The following is a 19,862-nucleotide window of genomic DNA, read 5'->3' on the forward strand; positions in this document are numbered from 1 at the left end:
AACGTCGAGGTCATGAGCCTCGTCGTCCTCGGAAGCGCCAACCTCGACCACGTGCACCGCGTCGCACGCATCCCCGCCCCGGGTGAGACGGTGCTCGCCCTCGACTACCGCACGTACCCGGGCGGCAAGGGGCTGAACCAGGCCGTCGCCGCGGCCCGCACCGCCCCCGGCACCGCCTTCGTGACGAGCCTCGGCCGCGACGCCGGGGGCGACGAGCTGGCGACCGTTCTCGCCGGCGAGCCGCTCGCGCTGCACGCCCGGCGGATCGACGAGCGCACCGGGACCGCGCAGATCACCGTGGACGACCGCGGCGAGAACGCGATCGTGGTCGACTCCGGGGCGAACGCGGCCCTCGTCGGACTCACCGAGGGCGAGCGGACGCTGATCTCCGGTGCGTCCGCCCTGCTCCTCCAGCTCGAGATCCCCGTGACGACCGTGCAGGAGGCGGCCGTCGCCGCCCGCGCGGCGTCGACCCGCACGATCCTCAACGCCGCCCCGATCGGCCCGCTCCCCGAGGGGCTCCTCGCCGCACTCGACGTGCTGATCGTCAACGAGCACGAGGCTCGCGAGCTCGCCGCCGACCGCGCCATCGACGTCGCCGACGACGCGGCTCTCGCGGCGGCGCTCACCGCACTGGTGCCGCTCGTGCTGGTCACGCTCGGCTCCGACGGCGTCGTCATCGCCGTGCGCGACCGCGAGCCCGTCGTCGCGCCGGCGTTCCGGGTCGAGGTCGTCGACACGACGGGTGCGGGCGACACGTTCTGCGGCGCCTTCGCGGCCCGCCTCGCCGCCACCGGCGCCGACCTCGACGACCCGTCGGCGCTCGTGCCGCTGGTGCGCTGGGCGACCGCCGCCGCAGCGATCTCGGTCACCCGGGCGGGGGCAGCCGTGTCGGCGCCGACCGCGGTCGAGACGGAGGCGTTCCTCGCCGAGCGCTGACCGGCCGGCGGGTCCGCTCTAGTCGACCGCCGCGATCCGCACCGTGACGCGGGCGCGACGCTGCGGGTGCTCGAGCGAGCACCACTCGCGGACGACAGCTCCGACCGACCGGGCGACGTCCGGCGCCGACGCCTCAGCGCTCGCGCAGACGTCGACCGCCACCGACACCTCGTCGCCGCTGATCCGGATCAGGACCGGCTCGGCGAAGGTGCCGCCCGTGGCCGCGCCGAGCGGGCCCGAGGCCAGCGGCACCGATGACGGAGCGAGCGCGGTCGCGGCGTGCGCGATCACGTCGCGCACCTCGGGTCGCGCGGGGACCAGCATCACCACTCCGTCGACGGAGCGCAGCAGGGCCGCCACGGTCGCGGAGGCGCTGGGCTCGCGCGGGGTCAGCTCGCTCACGACTCCTCCGTCCCGGGCAGGTAGACGTCCTCGACGCGCACGTCGATGGTCACGACCCGCAGCTCGGTCTGGGTGAGGAGCCGGGAGTGGATGCGCTCGCGCACCTGCTGGGCCGCGTCCGCGATCGGGACGCCCCAGAAGACCGAGATCGTCACGTCGACCACGACGTCGGCCCCCGGCTCGTCGATGTCGCCGATCAGGCGGCACCGCCCGACCAGGACGCCGGGAACGCTGTCGCCCGCCTCGCGCACGAGGCCGCGGACGGCGCCCTCGGTGATGGTCAGGGCGACCTCGGGCTCGACACTGGCGAGCGGGATGTCGCGCCCGGCCCTGGCCTCGCGGCGGGCCTGGGTCAGGATCGAGCCGAACCAGCTCTCGTCGGGTGCGGGCAGGCGCTCGGCGTCGTCGTCGATCAGCGCTCCGGAGAGGGCGCGGACGCGCTCGAGCGCTCGCAGCGTGCGCCGGTACTCGGGCGACTCCTCGATCACGGGGTCGTAGGGGATCCGGCCGCGGTCGAGGTAGTCGCTGAGCTCGGCCATCCCGCGCTCCTCGGTGGCGGGCGCACCGGCGCCGGCCACGTCGGCCCCCGGGACGTCCGGCGTCTCGTCCGCGTTCATCGCGCCTGCTCCTTCATCGCCAGTCCTCCATCGCAACGACCAGCGACTCCCTCGCCCGGGCGAGCTTCCCGCGCACCGCGGTCGCCGTGATCCCCAGGTGCTCGGCGATCTCACCGTACGACTCGCCGCCGACCTCGCGGAGCAGCCAGCACTGCCGCTGAGACTCGGGCAGTTCTGCGAGCGCGTGCGCGAGCGCCTTCATCGCGTCGCTCTGCTCCGCCGACTCGAACGGGCCCGGCTCGCGGGCGGGCGGATGCTCGACCGCGTCGACGTCGTCGGTGGGGCGGCGCTGCCGCAGCAGGTCGACGCTCGCCCGGCTGACGATCCGCATCATCCAGCTCCGCACGCTCGCGGGCTCCTTGAGCTGCGGGAGCTGAGCCCAGACCGTGATCAGCGCGTTCTGCACCGCGTCCGAGGCGTCGGCCTGCGAGCCGGTCAATCGCCAGGCGTAGGCGCGCAGGATCGACTGGTGCCGCTTGACGAGCACCTCGAAGGCGCGCACATCGCCCTCGGCCGAGCGCTCGGCGAGGAGCGCATCGCTCGCCGACTCCAGACCGCGCACGGCGCACCTCTCCACTCGAGCATCCAGCACTATCAGGCAACGCTCAGGATAATTCCCGATCCGCACCGTGACGATCACCCTCCGGGTTCCGTCTCACTCATGAAAGCACAGCCCGCCGGTCGATCCGCCGGGCTTCCGCATCCGGCACGCTGCACGACAGGCGGCCGGCACTGACGTACAGGAGTCACCATGAGCGACACCACCCGCACCCCCGCCACCACGCCCCGCGTCGACAAGTCGTCCGTCGAGACCGTGACCAGCCTGGGCAGCAGCACCGCCTCGGGCGTCGCCCAGGGCAAGACCGTCATCGACGACGCGGTCATCGCGAAGGTCGCCGGCATCGCGGCCCGCGAGGTCCCCGGAGTCTTCGCCCTCGGCAACAACGCCGCCCGCGCTTTCGGCGCGATCCGCTCGGCCGTCGGCGGCAACGACCTGTCGCAGGGCGTCCGCGTCGAGGTCGGCGAGACCCAGGTCGCGGTCGACGTCACCCTCGTCGTCGAGTACCCCGTCCCCATGCAGTCGGTCGCCGACGCCGTCCGCGAGTCCGTCTCCGACGCCATCACCGACCTCGTCGGCATGAGCGTGGCCGAGATCAACGTCGCGATCGTCGACGTGCACATCCCCGGTGACGACTCGAGCGACACCGATGCCGAGAGCCGCGTCCGATGACCGACCCCCGCATCCCGACCCCCGCGCCGGCGAACCGCAGCACCGTGCTCGGTGTCGCGGTCGGCGCCATCCTCGCCTTCGCGGCCCTGCTCTTCGGCTTCTGGGGCTTCGTCCTCACCGCCGTGTTCATGGCCCTCGGCGTCGTGATCGCCCGCATGCTCGACGGCTCGCTCGACGTGCGCAGCCTCGTGGACGTGTTCCGCGGGCGCACGACCTCCCGCTAGGAGTCCTGCATGACCACCGCTCTCGATCCTCGCCCCGTCGCCGACCGCGCGGCGACATCGCCCGTGGCGGGCACCGTCACCATCAACGTCCGCTCGATCGAGCGGACCGCGCTGGCGATCGTCCACGAGGAGCTGGACGTCGAGGTCTCCGCGATCCGCATCCGCCTGTCGGACGACGGAGGCGGTCTCGCCCTCGCGGTCTCCACTCCGGTGGTCCTCGAGCCGGCCCTCGCCGACGCGCCGGGGGCCTCCACGGGCACGGTCCTGGACCGCCTCCACCGCGACCGGGCCCGCATCGCCGCCCGCATAGAGGCGCTCACCGGCCGTACCGTCACCCGGGTCGACATCCGGGTCACCGGCACCCGCACCCGCAGCACGAGGAGAGTCGCATGAGCCCCGCACCGTCACCGCGCGACTCGGCACCGGACGCGCGCTACCGCCGCTTCCTGCGCCGGGAGACCCACAGCTCGCGCTCGGCCGCGCAGATCGTCGTCCTGCTGCTCGTCGCACTGGTCGCCGCCTACGTCGGGACCGAGGCGGTGCTCGCCGTCTTCGGCGCGGCTCCCCTCCTGATCGCCCCCTCGGCGCTGCTCGCAGCGATCGTCGGAGTAGGCGACCTCGCCCAGGTCGCCCTCCTCGGCATCGCGGCCGGAGTGGCCGTCCTCGCGCTGATCCTCCTCGTCCTCGCCCTCGGCCCGGGTCACCGGGCGCGGCACACCATCGAGGACGACCGTCTCGCGGTCGTCGTGGACGACGGAGTGATCGCCTCGGCGCTCGCCCGCTCGGCCCGCACCGTCGCCCGCTCGCGCCGCGAGGACACCAGCGCCTCGCTCGGCCGCCGCACCGCGGTGATCGAGATCACCCCGGCGTCCGGGATCGCCGTCGACCAGGCGGCCGTCCAGTCGGCCGTCGACGACGAGATCACCCGCATCGCCCCCCAGCCCGCCACTCGGGCGTCCGTCCGCGTCGCCTCGTCCGGGAGGATCTGATGACCACGAGCAACCGCTTCGTCAACCGCCTCGTCCTGTTCCTGCTCGGCCTCGTGCTCGCCGCGGTCGCCGCAGGCCTCGTGCTGGTCGCCGTCTCCCAGCCCGCCAGGGACGCCGTGTCGGGCTTCGGCTCCGACGAGGGCGCCGCCCTCGTCTCGCGCCTCTCCCCCGAGGACGGAACGCCCTGGAGCGACGCGGCCGTCCTGTGGCCGCTCTACGCGATCGTGGGCGTCTGCCTCCTGGCGATCGTGATCTGCATCGCCCTCGCGGTGGCGCACGGTCGCGGCCGTACCGGCACCGTCCTCACCGATGTCGCGCAGGGCGACGGCCCGGCCGGCGAGATCGAGATCGCGACCGGCTTCGCCGAGGACGTCCTCGAGAACGCGCTCGCCGGTCGCACCGACCTGCTCGACGTGACGGTGTCGGCCTACCGGCACGGCTCCGCCTCGGCGCTGAAGGTCCGCGTGCTCCCCCGGGCCGGCGTCTCGCCGCGCACCGTCGTGGACGCCGTGCACCAGGAGGTCGTCGAGCTCGACCGCCTGCTGGGTGCCCGACTGCCCGTCGTGCTCGAGGTCGCCTCGAGCGCCCGCGCCGGCTTCTCGAAAGAGGACCGCGTCGCGTAGGACCGCGGACGCCGCACGGCGCCCGCCCACGACTCCCCCGGCGTCCCCGCCGGAGGACCACCACACCGAACGGAAGGAGCCCCTCATGGGTGCAGACGACAAGATCCGCAACGCCGCAGAGAACCTGGTCGGAAAGGCGAAGGAGACGGTCGGCAAGCTGACCGACAACGAGCGCCTCGAGGCCGAGGGCCAGGCCGACCAGACCAAGGCATCGGCCAAGAAGGTCGGCGAGGACGTCAAGGACGTCTTCAAGAACTGACCGACCCATTACCGGCGGAGGCCGTCATCGCGAAGCGGTGGCGGCCTCTTCTCGTCGTGGTCAGACGCTCCAGAACATGATGCGAGCGGCCGACGCCGAGTCGATGCTCTGGTCGAAGTTGTCGACCGTGTGCGAGGAGTACAGGATCGTGTCGCCGTCGACGCTCGTGACGATGCCGGTGTGATCCCAGTCGCCCGAGCCGTCCCAGTCGAACTGCACGACGTCGCCGACCTCCACCTGGTCGCGCTGCGTGTTCGAGAGCGGGGTCGCCCGCTCCGGGTGCGCGGCGAGGTACGAGTTGAACGCCGTCGACGAGGCCCAGGCCGAGCTGTAGCCGCCCGTCGAGGAGTAGTTCCACTCCTCGTCCATGGCCCAGCCGCGGGCGATGAGCGACTGCGAGGCGAAGTTGACGCAGTCGTTGCCCGAGATCACGCCGTACTGCGCGGAGTTGTAGTCGGACCAGTAGGTCTCGAGGTAGTCGAGCTGCGAGGCGAGGCGGCTGGCGTCGAGCGCGGCCGCGGCCTTGGCGGCCTCGATCGCCGGGTCGGGCGTGTAGGCGAAGGTGATCGCGGAGGCGACGACCTTCGTCGTGGCGAGGACGCCGGTCGCGGTGGGGCTCGGCGACGCCGTGGCGGTGGGGGCCTCGAGGTCGCTCGCGGGCTCCGCGGTGGCGGTTCCGGTCGCCGCGGTGTCGGCGTCGGCGGTCTCGGTCGCCGCGGGCTCGGTGGTCGCGGTGCCGGTGGTCGCGGGTGCCTCGGTCGGCGCGGTGTCGACGGCCGGCTGCGCGGTCTCGGCCGGCGTGCCGTCGACGGTCACGGCGGCGGCCTCGTCCGTCACGGCGTCGAAGGTGATCGGCTGCCCGTCGGCGTCGAAGAAGGCGACCGGCACGACTCCCTCGGCCTCGCCCGAGGCGGGGGGCGCGGTCACGGTGATCTGGTCGGCGTTCTCGACGGCGACCGCCCCTTCGGCGTCGCCGAAGCGGACCGTGGCGACGGCGTCGAGGTTGGATCCCGAGAGCGTGACGCTCGTGCCTCCGGCGACGGTGCCGGAGGTGGTCGAGACGGCGCTGAGCACGACGCGGGCGGAGGCGGTGGTCGCGGGCAGCACGGCGACGGTGGTCGGGCTCGACGACGGGGTCCCGGTGGCCGACGCGGACTCCGCCGATCCGGTCGCTCCGACGGTGAGGCTCGCCCCGGTGGCGACCGCGACGACGACGAGGCCGCCCGACATCGCCAGCACGAGGTGCTTGCGCGACGGTCGGAAGAACGAGGAGCCCCGGGGAGCCGGGTCGACCTTCGCCTGGTGGCCCTCGGCGGCGCGCCGGTCGCGGCGCGACGCGAAGACCTGCTCGCCCACGGCGTGCGGCGGCCGGGAGGCGGCGGGCGCGGTGGGCGCGGCCTCCGGAACGACTCGGACATCGGCGGATCGCCGACGGCCCTCGCGCTCGCGGGCCTCGCGGCGGGTCATCGGAGCGGTGGTCGCATCGAGCGGAGTCTGCTCGGAGGGTGCATCAGGGGTGGAGCGGGTGGAGCTTTGGGGCACAGGGGTATCTCACGGATCGAGGGGCGCGCGGCGGGGATCGCGCGCTGTTGAGCGGGGGAAGCGGCCATGTCACCAGGCGGGAGTGGGAGGACCGTTCGACGGCCCTCCGAAAACACTCCGAGTAACAGTACGGTAACAACCGGCGGGTGTCACCCCCGAGAGCGTCCGGATCTGATCGCTCGGGGCTCAGCCGGTGGTGCCGGGCGCGTAATCGGGCGCATCCGGAAGTCCGAACAGACGCTCGAGCGTCTCGATGCCCGTATCGTACAGATGCTGCGACAGCTCGACCCCGACGTGACGGAGGTGGTAGGGCTCCGACTCGTAGCCGGTGATCGGCGTCGCGTCGGGCTTGTACCTGACCAGGAAACCGAAGCGGTGGGCGTTCGCGCCGACCCACTGCCCTTCCGGAGTGTCGCCCCAGCAGATCTCGAGCGCGCAGGCTCCCGAGGAGCCGACGACGTCGACGGCCCACCCGGTCTGGTGCTCGCTGTGCCCCGGGCGCGCGCTGGTCGCATCCGCCCCCGCCTGGCCGCGCGTCGACACCCACCCGGCGTAGACGCTGACCTGGGTGTCGTAGGAGCGGTAGGCGCTCTGCACGGCGAGCGAGAGCCCCGCCTCCGACGACGCCGCGGCGAACAGGGCGACGAGCGCATCGGCCGTCGCCTGGCGCATCGGCTGGCGGTTGACGTAGGACACGTCGGGATAGACCAGATCGGCCGGCACGTAGTCGACGGGCGTGAGGGTCCGCAGCTTGTTGACGACCACCCAGGGGCTGGCGGGGTCGTCGACGGAGTAGGCGGTGAGGTCGATCCCCGGAGTGGGGGTCGGCGTCGCCGTGGGCGTCGGCGCCGCGGTGGGTGTGGGAGTCGCGGTGGGCGTCGGGGTCGGCGTCGCGCTCCCGGCGGCCGTCGGCGTCGCGGTCGGCGTCGCGTCGCGCCCGCCCCCGATCGCCGCGCCCACGCCGAACGCGGCGACGCCGGCGGCCGCGGCGACGCCTCCGACGACGAGCACCCGGCGACGGACGGGGCGGGAGCGGGGCGGCTGGTTCTCGCTCGAGGTCATCCTCCGAGCCTACGCGCGGCCCTCCGCCGCTCTCCTCCCACGCCGTGTCCGGGCGCGCCCCTTCGCGGGGCTCTCCAATATCCTCTAAGGATTCACATAAGCGACTCCCCTAGCTTGTGTGTCAGCCTCGGCGACCACGCGGCTCCGCCCCCCTTCGGATCCGCGAACCCTCGGTCCCGAACGAAAGGACCCCATGCTCCGACCTCGACACGCGCCGGCGCTCCCCCTCGCCGACCTGACGAGCCTCCTCGACCTCCCCGGCGCCTCCCCCGCCGCCGCGGCGATCAGCGGGGTCACCCTCACCGCCTCGGACGTCGAGCCGGGCGACCTCTTCGTCGCCCTGGCCGGCGTGCACCGCCACGGAGCCGACTTCGTCGACGAGGCCCGCGAGCGCGGGGCCGCCGCCGTGCTGACCGACGGCGCCGGCGAGGCGGCCGCCCGCGCGACCGGGCTCCCCGTCCTCGTCGTCGATGAGCCCCGCGCCCGCCTCGGCGCGGTCGCCGCCGCCGTCTACGGCACCGCCGAGCGCGCTCCCCTGCTCTTCGGGGTCACGGGCACCAACGGCAAGACCTCGACCGTGCACATGATCGAGGGGATCCTCCGCCAGCTCGGCGTGGTCCCCGGCCTCAGCTCCACGGCCGAGCGCCACATCGGCGACACCTCCGTCACGAGCGGACTCACCACTCCCGAGGCGAGCGAGCTGCACGCCCTGATCGCGCGCATGCACGAGGAGGGAGTCGGGGCCGCCGCCATCGAGGTCAGCGCCCAGGCGCTCACCCGCCACCGGGTCGACGGAGTGGTCTTCGACGTCGCCGGCTTCACGAACCTCAGCCACGACCACCTCGACGACTACGGCGACATGGACACCTACTTCGCCGAGAAGGCGCAGCTGTTCCAGCCCGACCGCGCGCGCCGGGCCGTCGTCTCGCTCGACTCGCCGTCGGGCGCCCGCCTCGTCGAGGCCGCGGGGATCCCGCTCGTGACCATCACCTCTCGGGAGGGCGTCGACGCCGACTGGACGGTGACGATCCTCGAGCAGGAGTTCGGGCGGACCCACTTCCGCCTGCAGAACCGCGAGTCGCGGGCGATCACCACCTCCGTGCCGATCATCGGCGCGCACATGGCCGCGAACGCCGCGCTCGCCGTCGTCATGCTGATCGAGGCGGGCCGGCCCATCGGCGAGATCCGCGCGGCGCTGCACCGCGACGGCGGGATCGACGTGTCGCTCCCCGGCCGCACCGAGCGCGTCTCGGGCGACCGAGGGCCCACCGTCTACGTCGACTTCGGCCACAGCGCCGACGCCTTCCAGCGCACCCTCGAGGCGGTCCGCGAGGTCACGCCGGGTCGCGTGATCATGGTCTTCGGCGCCGACGGCGACCGAGACGCCCTGAAGCGGCCCGCGATGGCCGAGGCGGCGGTCTCCGGGAGCGACATCCTGGTGATCACCGATCACCACCCGCGCTTCGAGGAGCCCGCCTCCATCCGGCGCACCCTCGTGGAGGCGGCGCGGGCCGCTCGACCCGACGGCGAGATCCACGAGGTGGACGACCCCAAGCGCGCGATCCGGGTCGCCGTGTCGCTCGCCGAGGAGGGGGACTCCATCCTCTGGGCGGGCCCGGGGCACCAGAACTACCGCGACATCCAGGGGGTGCGCACTCCCTACTCGGCCCGGGCGGAGGCGCGCGCCGCGCTGCGCGAGGCGGGCTGGGCCGACGAGGCGGTCCCGTCCCCGGTCTGACGCCGCTCGGCAGCGCCTGAGATCCCGTTCAGGCTCGCCGGTGCCCCTGGGCGGGCCGTCGCACGAGGTGTAACTTTGCGCAGCACGCAACGTTTGCGGCGGCTCGCCGTGCCTGGAACGCGTCCCGCCAGACAAGGGGACACCAATGGCAGACACCGCACCTCGCTCGACCTCGCGGGGGGCCTCGGCCGCCGCCGAGCCGACGCCCTCGCGCGCGATCATGACCCACCGGCAGATCCTCTTCGTGATCTTCGGCCTGATGGCGGGCATGTTCCTCTCCTCCCTCGACCAGACGATCGTCGGCACCTCGATGCGCACGATCGCCGACGACCTCGACGGTCTCTCGCAGCAGGCCTGGGTCACCACGGCGTACCTGATCGTCTCGACGATCGCGACGCCCATCTACGGCAAGCTCTCCGACATCTTCGGGAGGCGACCGCTCTACCTGATCGCGATCGTCCTCTTCCTGATCGGCTCGACGCTCGCCGGCTTCTCGACCTCGATGCTCGGACTCGCCGGCTTCCGCGCCGTGCAGGGCCTCGGCGCCGGAGGACTCATGTCGCTCGCCCTCACCGTGATGGGCGACATCCTGCCTCCGCGCGAGCGCGCCAAGTACCAGGGCTACTTCCTCGCCGTGTTCGGCGTCTCGAGCGTCGTCGGCCCGCTGATCGGCGGCCTCCTCGCCGGCACCCCCGAGATCCTCTTCATCACCGGCTGGCGCTGGGTGTTCCTGATCAACCTGCCGATCGGCGCGATCGCGCTGTTCATCGTCGTCCGCTTCCTGCACCTCCCGAAGCCGGCCGGACAGCGCTCGGTGCGGATCGACTGGTGGGGCGCCGCCCTCGTCATCATCGCCGCCGGTCCGCTCCTGCTGATCGCCGAGCAGGGCCGCGAGTGGGGCTGGGGCTCCCCCGTCGCGTGGGTCTGCTACGTCGTGGGCGCGCTGGGCATCCTCGGCTTCATCCTCGCCGAGCGCATGATGGGCGACGACGCGCTGATCCCGCTCAAGCTGTTCCGCTCGCCGACCTTCTCGATGGCGACCGTCCTGGGTGTGCTCGTCGGTTTCGGCATGTTCGGCGGCATGATGTCGATCCCGCTCTACCTGCAGCTCGTCAACGGAGCCACGCCGACCGAGTCCGGCTTCCTGATGCTGCCGATGATCCTCGGCCTGATGATCTCCTCGATCGTCTCGGGCCAGATCATCTCGCGCACCGGCCGCTATCGCGCCTTCCCGATCGTCGGCACCTTCCTGATGTCGGCCGCGTTCTTCTACTTCACCTTCGTGACGATCGACAAGCCGGTGATCTTCATGATGGGCGGCATGCTGATGCTCGGCCTCGGTCTCGGCCAGATGATGCAGACGCTCACGCTCGCGTCGCAGAACTCGGTCGACGTCGCCAACATGGGCGTCGCGACGAGCGCCTCGACGTTCTTCCGGCAGATCGGCGGGACGCTGGGCACCGCGGTCATCTTCTCGGTGCTGTTCAGCCGCATCCCCGAGACGATCGCCGCCGCCTTCAAGAACCCGACGATCGCCGCGAACCTCCAGGCCGCCGCCTCCGACCCGACCGTCGCCGCGGACCCGGCGAACGCCGGGATCCTGAAGCTGCTGCAGTCGCAGGACTCCTCGGCGATCGGCTCGGCTCTCGACGGCGACACCTCGTTCCTGAACACCGCCGACAAGGCGCTCTCGGCGCCGTTCCTCACCGGCTTCAACGACGCCACCGTCACCGTGTTCTGGGTGGCGCTGGCCGTAGTCCTGCTCGCCTTCGTGCTCTCGTGGTTCCTCAAGACACCGCCGCTGCGCGCGAAGTCGGCCATGCAGGAGGCGCACGACCTCGCCACCGAGGACGCCGCCGAGGAGCTGCGCCGCACCGATCCGCAGCTCGCGGCACGCGCCGGCGCCGACCTCGCGGCCGGCAGCATCGAGCCCGACCTGCGGACCGACTCCGTGCGCACGGCGGGTGACGACGCGGGCGACCGGCACTCGCGCTGACTCCCGGGCGCCCGGCGGTCCTCCGCCGAGCGCCTCCCCGGCCCCCGCACTGAGAGAGCGCTCTACGAACGCCCTAGGATGTGGGGTGACCGCTGCCGAAGGAGTCCGCCCAATGAGCGATGCCCGCACCACCACTCCTGACCTCTCGGAGCAGACCGCCCGTGCGGAGCGCCTCGCCGTCCGCGACTGGCCCGTCGGGTTCCTGTGGGGGTCCGCGACCGCCGCCGCGCAGATCGAGGGCGCCGGTCACGAGGGCGGCAAGGAGGACAGCATCTGGGACGCGTTCTCGCGCGTTCCGGGAGCCGTCGCGAACGGCGACACCCCCGAGGTGGCCGTCGACCACTACCACCGGATGCCCGCCGACGTGCAGCTGATGAAGGAGCTCGGCCTGGGCTCCTACCGCTTCTCGGTCAGCTGGGCGCGGGTCAAGCCGGGCGACCGGGCCGTGAACGCCGAGGGCCTCGACTTCTACTCCCGCCTCGTCGACGAGCTGCTGGGCGCCGGCATCCTGCCCTGGCTCACGCTCTACCACTGGGATCTGCCGCAGGCGCTGGAGGAGAAGGGCGGCTGGGCGAACCGCGACACCGCCGAGCGCTTCCGTGACTACGCCGAGACGGTGCACGCGAGCCTCGGCGACCGCGTGCAGCACTGGACGACGTTCAACGAGCCCTTCTGCTCGACCCTGCTCTCGTACGGAGCGGGCGTGCACGCTCCCGGAGTGATCTCGCAGCAGGCGGCGCTCGCGGCGGTGCACCACACCCACCTCGCGCACGGCCTCGCGGTCTCGGCCCTGCGCGATCTCGGCGCGCAGAACCTCGGCATCACGCTCAATCTCTCCAACGCCGTGCCCGACGACCCCGACGACGAGGCCGACCTCGACGCCGCCCGCCGCTTCGACGCGCTGCAGAACCGCATCTTCCTCGATCCGCTGCTGCTCGGCGAGTACCCCGAGGACCTGCTCGAGGACGTCGCCGGCCTCGGGCTCGACGAGCTGATCGCCGACGGCGACCTCGCCGTGATCGCGCAGCCGCTCGACTTCCTCGGCGTGAACCACTACCACGACGACAACGTCTCGGCCCGTCCGCTCCCCGCGGGGGCGGAGGACTTCGCGCAGGCCACCGACCGCGAGGTCGGTTCGCCGTGGGTAGGGTCGGAGTTCATCACCTTCCCCTCGCGCGGACTCCCCCGCACCGCGATGGACTGGGAGGTGCACCCCGACGGGCTGCGCTACCTGCTCACGCGACTCGGCCTCGAGTACGAGAACCTGCCTCCGCTGTTCGTCACCGAGAACGGCGCCGCCTACGACGACGTCGTCGAGGACGGCCGCGTCCACGACGTCGACCGCACCCAGTACGTGCTCGACCACGTCGAGAAGGTGGCCGACGCCATCGACCAGGGTGCCGATGTCCGCGGCTACTTCGTCTGGTCGCTGCTCGACAACTACGAGTGGGCGTGGGGCTACGAGAAGCGCTTCGGCATCGTGCGCGTCGACTACGACTCGCAGGAGCGCATCCCGAAGGACTCGGGCCTGGTCTACTCGCGCCTGATCGGCGGCAGCGCCGCCGCAGCGCTGGACTAGACGATGAGCGAGGCACTGCGCGGGGCTGGCCGCTCGCCGACTCTCGAGATGGTCGCGGCACGCGCCGGAGTGTCGCGGGCGACCGTCTCGAGGGTCGTCAACGGCGCCCCGCAGGTCGCTGCCGAGATCGTCGCCGCGGTGCAGAAGGCGATCGGCGAGCTCGACTACGTGCCCAACCGCGCCGCGCGGATGCTCGCCTCCCGCCGGACGCAGTCGATCGCCCTGATCGTGCCGGAGTCGACGGCCCGCGTCTTCGCCGACCCGTTCTTCGCCTCGATCGTGCAGGGCGCGGCGATGCGCCTCGCCGACACCGACTACACGCTCTCGATGCTGATCGCGTCGGAGACCGACGGCGAGAAGACCCGGCGCTACCTCCTCGGCGGCAACGTCGACGGGGCCCTCGTGGTCTCGCACCACTCGGGCGACCACTCGTACGCGGCGCTCTCGAACTCCCTCCCGATCGTCTTCGGCGGGCGGCCGCTGTCTCCGGAGGAGCGCGGCTCGTACTACGTCGACGTCGACAACGCCGACGGAGCCGCAGTGGCCACGGCCCACCTCATCGGCCGCGGCCGCCGTCGTCTCGCGACGATCGCGGGGCCCGCCGACATGCCGCCGGGCGTCGACCGGCTCATCGGCTGGCGCAGCGCCCTGACCGACGCGGGCCTCGACGACGGCCTCGTCGAGTGGGGCGACTTCTCGCCCGACAGCGGAGCCGAGGCGATGCGCCGCCTCCTCGAGCGCGACCCCTCGATCGACGGCGTGTTCGCGGCGAACGACCAGATGGCCGTCGGCGCGTACGCCGCACTGCGGGAGGCGGGACGCCGCATCCCCGAGGACGTCTCGGTCGTCGGCTTCGACGACGACATGTTCGCCCGCACGGCCGTGCCCGCCCTGAGCACGGTCCGCCAGATCCCCGTCGAGCTCGGCGCGCGCATGGCCGAACTGCTGACGGCGCGCATCGAGGGCACCCCGGTCGAGCACCGGACGCTGATGCCCACCGAGCTGGTCGTCCGCGCGAGCTCCTGACCCGTCCCGCGCGACCCGTCGATTACTCGAAAGTTGCGGTAGTCGCGCTCGACTACCGCAACTTTCGAGGAATGGCGGGTCAACCGCGCCATCCGTGCGCATGGAGCGCCGCGCGGATCTCGGCGATGGTGCGCGCGCGCCCCTTGCCGAGCCCCTCCTTACGCACCGGGACGATGATCCAGCCCGCGAGCTGGAGCTCGAGGAGGCGCCGGCGATCTCTCGCGAACTGCGCGTCGCCGGTCCGGTGGTGCTCTCCGTCGTACTCGACCAGCACCTTCCACTTCTCGATCACGAGATCGCCGATCGCGATCAACCTGCCATCCGCGTAGATGGGTGCGTTCGCGACCGGCTCCGGCAGGCCGGCGTCCACCATGACGAGACGCAGGTCGGTCTCAGGACGGGAGGCCGCCGACTCCGAGGCGTCGGCGAGCGCTGAGCGGAGCGCCCTGCTTCCTCGGCCGCGGTACGCCTCCAGCGCAGCGGTGAGGGATTCCCTGGTCGCGAACGGTCGGTCTCCCCGCCCGAAGCGCGGGGTGAACAGGAGGTGGTCGGTCGCGGCGACGAGCTCCTTCAGCGGCAGTTCGGCCCCCAGCAGGAGCCAGGTCGATTCGGCATCGGTGACGGGAAGGCCCAGACGCTCCCCGAAGTGGAGGGACGTCGACGAGATGACGTGCCCGATCACACCACGACAGCGCGGGGGCCGAGCGGGATCGAGGACGGAGACGTGGATCGGGTCCTCCTCCGCGCGTCGCGCCGCGAGCGGGATCTCGAAGACGATCGCCGCGGTCAGGTGCGAGAAGTACTGACCCGCACGAAGCCGCGGCAGGTAGGCCCGCGCCCGATCGAGATGGGTGCGCGGTTCCACGACGGTGCGGATTCCGTGGAACGGGCGGGAGAGGATGCGACTCCGGACCCGGTCCTCCGTCCAGCCGGCGGCGATGGCGGCGCCGCGAGTGAAGGCGCCGAGCGGGTTCGTTGCGTCATCCATCCCGAGAGGATGCCGCGCCGCGACCCCCAGGAACCGTTCTCCCCAGTCTCCGTACTCGACACGCCCCTGTGGAGGAGCCGTCGCCCGTCGCGCGCCCGACCGACCCTCCGAAAGTTGCGGTAGCGGCGCGCGACTACCGCAACTTCTGAGGAATGGGGCGGGTCGCGGATTCGCGGCGAGACCGGCGCGGGCTGCGCAGGGTCAGAGGAAGAGGGGGGCCGGGTCGAGGGCCGCGAAGCGGCGGCGCATGACGGCGATGGCGTCGGCGTGCTCGTCGACGAGGACGAAGCGGCGGCCGAGGGCGTGCGCGACCGCGCCCGTCGTCCCGGAGCCTGCGAAGAAGTCGAGCACCGCGTCGCCCTCGCGGCTCGACGCCTGGACGATGCGGCGCAGGATCCCCTCGGGCTTCTGCGTCGGGTAGCCGGTCTTCTCACGGCCGGTCGGCGAGACGATCGTGTGCCACCACACGTCGGTCGGCCGCTTGCCGCGCTCGGCCTTCTCGGGCGTGACGAGGCCGGGCGCCATGTACGGCTCGCGGTCGACCGCGACGGAGTCGAAGTGGTAGCCGCGCGGATCCTTCACGTACACGAGGATCGTGTCGTGCTTCGTCGGCCAGCGCCGGGTGGCCTTCGCCCCGTAGTCGTAGGCCCAGATGATCTCGTTGAGGAAGCACTCGCGCCCGAACAGCGCGTCGAGCAGCACCTTCGCGTAGTGCGCCTCGCGGTAGTCGAGGTGCAGGTAGAGCGTGCCGTCGTCGGCGAGCAGCCGCCAGGCCTCGGCGAGCCGCGGCTCGAGGAACGACCAGTAGTCGTCGAAGTGGTCGTCGTAGCGGAGGAGATCGCCGCGGATCCGCTCGTAGCTGCGCCCCTTGAACCCCGCGATCGTGCCGGTGGCGGAGCGCACGGAGGTGGTCGAGGTGCGCACCTGCGCCCGCCCCGTGTTGAACGGAGGATCGAGGTAGACGACCGTGAAGGCCCCGTCCGCCAGCTGCGGCAGGACCTCGAGGTTGTCGGCGTGGATCACCGCGCTCCGCGACTCCGGGACGCCGTCCGCGATCTGGATCGTCCTGGGCATCGTGCCAGTGTGCCAGTCGCCCGACACGCCGCCGAACCCGGGAGGGCCCTGACGGGGCTCGCGGAGCCTCCGGCGTAGAGTGACGCGATGATCTCAGAGGTGCTGCACGACGAAGACCGGTCCCGCTACACCCTGTGGGTCGACGGCGAGAACGTCGGCCTCGCGGACTACGCGGTCCGCGGCTCCGACGTCGTCTTCCTGCACACCGAGATCGCCCCCGAGCACCGGCACGAGGGCCTCGGCGACAGGCTCGTCGAGGCCGCCCTCGACGATGCGCACGAGCGCTTCGGCGGGCACGTCGTCCCCGCCTGCCCCTTCGTCGCGGAGTTCATCGCCGAGCACCCCGACTACCAGGAGCTGCTGGCGAGCTGAGCCCGCCGCCTCACGGCACCCGGCGCAGCCACTCCTCGGTCGAGTACTTGGTGCGGACGAGCTCCTCGGCCTCGGCGTACTCCTCGGCGGTCAGATCGCCCGCCGTGCCCCCGTGCAGCTGCACGAACGTCGCCTTCATCCGGTCGATGATCTCGGAGCGGCTGAGCCCGGTCTGGCTGCGCAGCGGGTCGACGCGCTTGACGGCCGAGGCGATGCCCTTGTCCGACAGCTTCTCGCGGCCGATCCGCAGCACCTGCACCATCTTCTCGGCGTCGATGTCGTAGCTCATGGTCACGTGGTGCAGGACGGCGCCCGAGCCCAGGCGCTTCTGCGCGGCTCCGCCGATCTTGCCCGACGGCGAGGTGATGTCGTTGAGCGGCTGGTAGACGGCGTCGATGCCGAGCGACTGGAGCGCGCTGATCGTCCACTCGTCGAGGAACGCGTAGGAGTCGGCGAAGGTCAGCCCCTGCACGAGATCGCCGGGGACGTAGAGCGAGTACGTGACGACGCTGCCCGCCTCCATGAACATCGCGCCACCGCCCGAGATGCGGCGGACGACCTCGACGCCGTGCTTCGCCGCGTTCTCGAGGTCGACCTCGTTGCGGAGCGACTGGAAGCTGCCGATCACGACGGCGGGCTGGTCCCACTCCCAGATGCGGAGGGTCGGCTCGCGGCGCCCCTCGCCGACCGCGGCGGTGAGCACCTCGTCGAGAGCGAGGTGCATCGCCGGGGAGACGGCCTTCGCGTGCACGATCCGCCAGTCGTAGTCGCGCCAGCTCGTCGCCTGCTGCAGCGAGCGGCGGATGGCGACGGCCACGGCCTCGGGAGTGAAGCCGAGCAGCACCGCGTCGGCGGGCAGCGCCTGGCGGATGGCCGCGGCGATCGTCTTCGCGTCGGACGTCGCGGGCAGGCCGACGACCGCGCGGTCGATGTCGTCGAGCGCCGTGTCGGGCTCGAGGAAGAAGTCGCCCGCGAGGCGGAAGCCGGCGAACCTCCCGTCGACCACGTCGAGGTCGACGACCACGAGCTTTCCACCGGGGACCTTGTACTCGCCATGCATGACGCCAGCCTAGGCCGGAGGACCGACGGGGGCCTCAGGGAAGCGCTCGTCGAGCCAGGCGACCACGTCGGCGAGCACCTCGGCGCGGTTCGTCTCCTGGAACAGCTCGTGCCGCGCCTCCGGGTACACGCGGACGCTCACGTCGGTGAGCCCGGAGCGGCGCCGGTACGCCTGGGCGAGCGCGCGCATCGAGCGCTCGCCGCCGAGGGTGTCCTCGGAGCCGCCGATGATGAGCAGCGGCAGGTCGGGCTCGAGGTGCCGCGAAGGCCGCCCCACCAGTCGCAGCGTCTCGCGCACCCCGACCCGCTTGGCGAGCGGATCGGTGAAGGTGAGCGGGTCGTCCTGGAAGCGCTGCCACACCTCGGGGTCGCGCGAGAGCCACTCGAGCCTCAGGCCACCGGGCACGCGGTGGCGGCGGGTCAGGTCGCCTCCGTTCATGTAGCCCGGGAGGCGGTACGCCGTGCCGCTGAGAACGAACGCCGCGTAGTCGGAGCCGTCGCGGTCGACGATCCGCTGCGCCATCAGCGAGCCCCAGGAGTGGCCGAGCAGCACGATCGGCACGCCGGGCGACTCCGCGGCGAGCAGGCGGGTGAGGAGCGTGATCGCGTCCTCGGTCGCGCGGAGACCGCCGGGACCGAGGCGGCCGAGCTGCGACGCGTCCCCGCCGTGCTGCTCGAAGCCGGTGCGGCCGTGCCCGCGGTGGTCGTCGGCGGCGACCGCGTAGCCGGCGGCGACCAGCGTCTCGGCGACCTCGAGGTACCGGCCGGAGTGCTCGCCGACTCCGTGCGCGAGCTGCACGATCGCCCGGGGCCGCGGGAGCGGCCAGTGCCGGTAGTGGATCGTCACGCCGTGGGCGTCCTGGTAGGTCCTGTCGACCGCGGTGTCGGGCATGCGACCAGTGTGGCGCACCCCGGCGGACGTCCCGCGCGGCCGTTCAGCGCCGCTAAGCGACCGAGACCTGAGAAGATACTCACGATCGAGCCGGTGACACCGTGCCCGAACAGCGGGATCGTTAGCGTTCTAGCGACGTATCGACCCCTGCGACCGTCCCCGACCCCATCTCGAGCGAGGCCAGCCCCCCATGACCGTGTCGCCCCTGATCTGGACACTGACGATCGTCTTCATCGTCCTGCTCCTGCTCTTCGACTTCTTCTTCCACGTCCGCAAGGCCCACGAGCCGACTCTCAAGGAGTCGGCGAAGTGGTCGGCCCTCTACGTCGGCATCGCCGTCGCCTTCGGCATCGGCGTGCTCGTGTTCGGCGGAGCGACCCCCGGCTCCGAGTACTTCGCCGGGTACATCACCGAGAAGGCGCTCTCGGTCGACAACCTGTTCGTCTTCCTGATCATCATGGCGAGCTTCAAGGTGCCCCGCGCCGACCAGCAGAAGGTGCTGCTCTTCGGCATCGTCTTCGCGCTGATCGCCCGCACCGGCTTCATCTTCCTCGGCGCCGCACTGATCAACTCGTTCGCCTGGGTCTTCTATCTCTTCGGCCTGATCCTGCTCCTCACCGCCTTCAACCTGGTCAAGCCCGGCGACGAGCACGCGGGCGACAACGTGATGGTCCGCCTCGCCAAGCGCCTCTTCAAGACGAGCGACAAGTACGACGGCGACAAGTTCTACACGCACATCGACGGCAAGAAGGTCCTCACGCCGATGATCCTGGTCATGGCGGCCATCGGCGGAACGGACATCCTGTTCGCGCTCGACAGCGTGCCCGCGATCTTCGGTCTGACCAACGACGTCTACCTCGTCTTCACGGCGACCGCGTTCTCGCTGCTCGGACTCCGCCAGCTCTACTTCCTGATCGACGGGCTCCTCGACCGCCTGGTCTACCTCAGCATCGGACTCGCGGCGATCCTCGCCTTCATCGGCGTGAAGCTGATCCTGCACGCGCTGCACGAGAACACCCTGCCGTTCATCAACGGCGGCGAGCACGTCGAGGTCTTCGAGATCAGCACCGGCCTCTCGCTGACGGTGATCATCGGCGTCCTCGCCGTCACCGTGATCGCGTCGCTCCTCAGCCCGAAGGGCCGGAAGATGGCGGCGGAGGCCGCGGAGCGCCAGCGCGTCGCCGCAGCGGCCGGTGCCGACGCGGACGCCAAGCACTGATCCCTCCGCACAACTGAGGCTGGGACGCCGA

Annotated in this window: 22 protein-coding genes; 13 read left to right on the forward strand and 9 right to left on the reverse strand. The window is 72.0% G+C overall.

The window, feature by feature from the left end:
• Positions 1-12 precede the first annotated feature (12 nt).
• Positions 13-939, forward strand: coding sequence for a ribokinase (locus GRS96_RS16975; protein ID WP_159989025.1), 927 nt, complete (start codon positions 13-15; stop codon positions 937-939).
• A gap of 18 nt (positions 940-957) precedes the next feature.
• On the opposite strand, the gene GRS96_RS16980 is transcribed toward GRS96_RS16975, so the two are convergent.
• The 3 genes from GRS96_RS16980 to GRS96_RS16990 are packed head-to-tail and all read right to left on the reverse strand — an operon-like array spanning position 958 to position 2,520.
• The gene (locus tag GRS96_RS16980; protein ID WP_159989026.1) at positions 958-1,341 is read right to left on the reverse strand and encodes a hypothetical protein; all 384 of its coding nucleotides are present in this window, start codon (positions 1,339-1,341) and stop codon (positions 958-960) included.
• Complete coding sequence (locus tag GRS96_RS16985) at positions 1,338-1,958, reverse strand: Asp23/Gls24 family envelope stress response protein (protein ID WP_235021747.1); 621 nt, start codon at positions 1,956-1,958, stop codon at positions 1,338-1,340. The genes GRS96_RS16980 and GRS96_RS16985 overlap by 4 nt, the downstream gene beginning before the upstream one ends.
• 13 nt (positions 1,959-1,971) lie before the next feature.
• Complete coding sequence (locus GRS96_RS16990; RefSeq protein WP_159852538.1) at positions 1,972-2,520, reverse strand: RNA polymerase sigma factor; 549 nt, start codon at positions 2,518-2,520, stop codon at positions 1,972-1,974.
• Positions 2,521-2,709: 189 nt separating this feature from the next.
• Between GRS96_RS16990 and GRS96_RS16995 the strand changes: the two genes are divergently transcribed.
• From GRS96_RS16995 to GRS96_RS17020, 6 genes are all read left to right on the forward strand, one after another.
• Positions 2,710-3,189 (forward strand): Asp23/Gls24 family envelope stress response protein, encoded by a 480-nt coding sequence (locus GRS96_RS16995; protein ID WP_159852539.1) that lies wholly within the window; start codon positions 2,710-2,712, stop codon positions 3,187-3,189.
• Complete coding sequence (locus GRS96_RS17000; protein ID WP_159852540.1) at positions 3,186-3,413, forward strand: DUF2273 domain-containing protein; 228 nt, start codon at positions 3,186-3,188, stop codon at positions 3,411-3,413. Before GRS96_RS16995 ends, GRS96_RS17000 begins: the two co-directional genes overlap by 4 nt.
• Before the next feature lie 9 nt (positions 3,414-3,422).
• Positions 3,423-3,806, forward strand: a complete 384-nt coding sequence (locus GRS96_RS17005) for a hypothetical protein (RefSeq protein ID WP_159989027.1) — start codon at positions 3,423-3,425, stop codon at positions 3,804-3,806.
• Positions 3,803-4,402 (forward strand): DUF6286 domain-containing protein, encoded by a 600-nt coding sequence (locus GRS96_RS17010; protein ID WP_159989028.1) that lies wholly within the window; start codon positions 3,803-3,805, stop codon positions 4,400-4,402. Before GRS96_RS17005 ends, GRS96_RS17010 begins: the two co-directional genes overlap by 4 nt.
• On the forward strand, positions 4,402-5,025 hold the full coding sequence (locus tag GRS96_RS17015; protein WP_159852546.1) for a hypothetical protein: 624 nt from the start codon (positions 4,402-4,404) through the stop codon (positions 5,023-5,025). Before GRS96_RS17010 ends, GRS96_RS17015 begins: the two co-directional genes overlap by 1 nt.
• An 85-nt stretch (positions 5,026-5,110) precedes the next feature.
• A complete protein-coding gene (locus tag GRS96_RS17020) occupies positions 5,111-5,284 on the forward strand; it encodes a CsbD family protein (RefSeq protein WP_159852548.1) in 174 nt (57 codons plus the stop codon).
• A gap of 60 nt (positions 5,285-5,344) precedes the next feature.
• Here the strand turns inward: GRS96_RS17020 and GRS96_RS17025 are convergent, their stop codons facing one another.
• On the reverse strand, positions 5,345-6,826 hold the full coding sequence (locus GRS96_RS17025) for an amidase domain-containing protein (protein WP_159989029.1): 1,482 nt from the start codon (positions 6,824-6,826) through the stop codon (positions 5,345-5,347).
• A 186-nt stretch (positions 6,827-7,012) separates the two neighbouring features.
• A complete protein-coding gene (locus tag GRS96_RS17030; RefSeq protein WP_159989030.1) occupies positions 7,013-7,888 on the reverse strand; it encodes a M15 family metallopeptidase in 876 nt (291 codons plus the stop codon).
• A 193-nt stretch (positions 7,889-8,081) separates the two neighbouring features.
• Here GRS96_RS17030 and GRS96_RS17035 point away from each other — a divergent pair, with 193 nt between their 5' ends.
• The 4 genes from GRS96_RS17035 (at position 8,082) to GRS96_RS17050 (ending at position 14,227) form a co-directional block, all read left to right on the forward strand.
• A complete protein-coding gene (locus GRS96_RS17035) occupies positions 8,082-9,626 on the forward strand; it encodes a Mur ligase family protein (protein WP_159989031.1) in 1,545 nt (514 codons plus the stop codon).
• A gap of 220 nt (positions 9,627-9,846) precedes the next feature.
• A complete protein-coding gene (locus GRS96_RS17040) occupies positions 9,847-11,622 on the forward strand; it encodes an MDR family MFS transporter (RefSeq protein ID WP_159853231.1) in 1,776 nt (591 codons plus the stop codon).
• A 112-nt stretch (positions 11,623-11,734) separates the two neighbouring features.
• On the forward strand, positions 11,735-13,201 hold the full coding sequence (locus GRS96_RS17045; RefSeq protein WP_159989032.1) for a GH1 family beta-glucosidase: 1,467 nt from the start codon (positions 11,735-11,737) through the stop codon (positions 13,199-13,201).
• 3 nt (positions 13,202-13,204) lie between these two features.
• A complete protein-coding gene (locus tag GRS96_RS17050) occupies positions 13,205-14,227 on the forward strand; it encodes a LacI family DNA-binding transcriptional regulator (protein ID WP_159852558.1) in 1,023 nt (340 codons plus the stop codon).
• A gap of 79 nt (positions 14,228-14,306) precedes the next feature.
• Here the strand turns inward: GRS96_RS17050 and GRS96_RS17055 are convergent, their stop codons facing one another.
• Both GRS96_RS17055 and GRS96_RS17060 read right to left on the reverse strand, forming a co-directional pair.
• Positions 14,307-15,215, reverse strand: a complete 909-nt coding sequence (locus tag GRS96_RS17055; RefSeq protein ID WP_159852560.1) for a hypothetical protein — start codon at positions 15,213-15,215, stop codon at positions 14,307-14,309.
• Between the two features lie 201 nt (positions 15,216-15,416).
• A complete protein-coding gene (locus GRS96_RS17060; protein WP_159989033.1) occupies positions 15,417-16,289 on the reverse strand; it encodes a DNA-methyltransferase in 873 nt (290 codons plus the stop codon).
• An 87-nt stretch (positions 16,290-16,376) separates the two neighbouring features.
• Between GRS96_RS17060 and GRS96_RS17065 the strand changes: the two genes are divergently transcribed.
• The gene (locus GRS96_RS17065) at positions 16,377-16,661 is read left to right on the forward strand and encodes a GNAT family N-acetyltransferase (protein ID WP_056037503.1); all 285 of its coding nucleotides are present in this window, start codon (positions 16,377-16,379) and stop codon (positions 16,659-16,661) included.
• Between the two features lie 10 nt (positions 16,662-16,671).
• Here the strand turns inward: GRS96_RS17065 and GRS96_RS17070 are convergent, their stop codons facing one another.
• The gene (locus tag GRS96_RS17070; RefSeq protein WP_159989034.1) at positions 16,672-17,721 is read right to left on the reverse strand and encodes a lipoate--protein ligase family protein; all 1,050 of its coding nucleotides are present in this window, start codon (positions 17,719-17,721) and stop codon (positions 16,672-16,674) included.
• A gap of 9 nt (positions 17,722-17,730) precedes the next feature.
• Entirely contained in the window at positions 17,731-18,612 is an 882-nt protein-coding gene (locus tag GRS96_RS17075) for an alpha/beta fold hydrolase (RefSeq protein ID WP_159852566.1), read from the reverse strand.
• A gap of 190 nt (positions 18,613-18,802) precedes the next feature.
• Here GRS96_RS17075 and GRS96_RS17080 point away from each other — a divergent pair, with 190 nt between their 5' ends.
• Entirely contained in the window at positions 18,803-19,831 is a 1,029-nt protein-coding gene (locus GRS96_RS17080; RefSeq protein WP_159852568.1) for a TerC family protein, read from the forward strand.
• The last annotated feature ends 31 nt before the right edge of the window (positions 19,832-19,862 follow it).

Source organism: Rathayibacter sp. VKM Ac-2803 (assembly GCF_009807175.1).
Lineage (GTDB): Bacteria > Actinomycetota > Actinomycetes > Actinomycetales > Microbacteriaceae > Rathayibacter.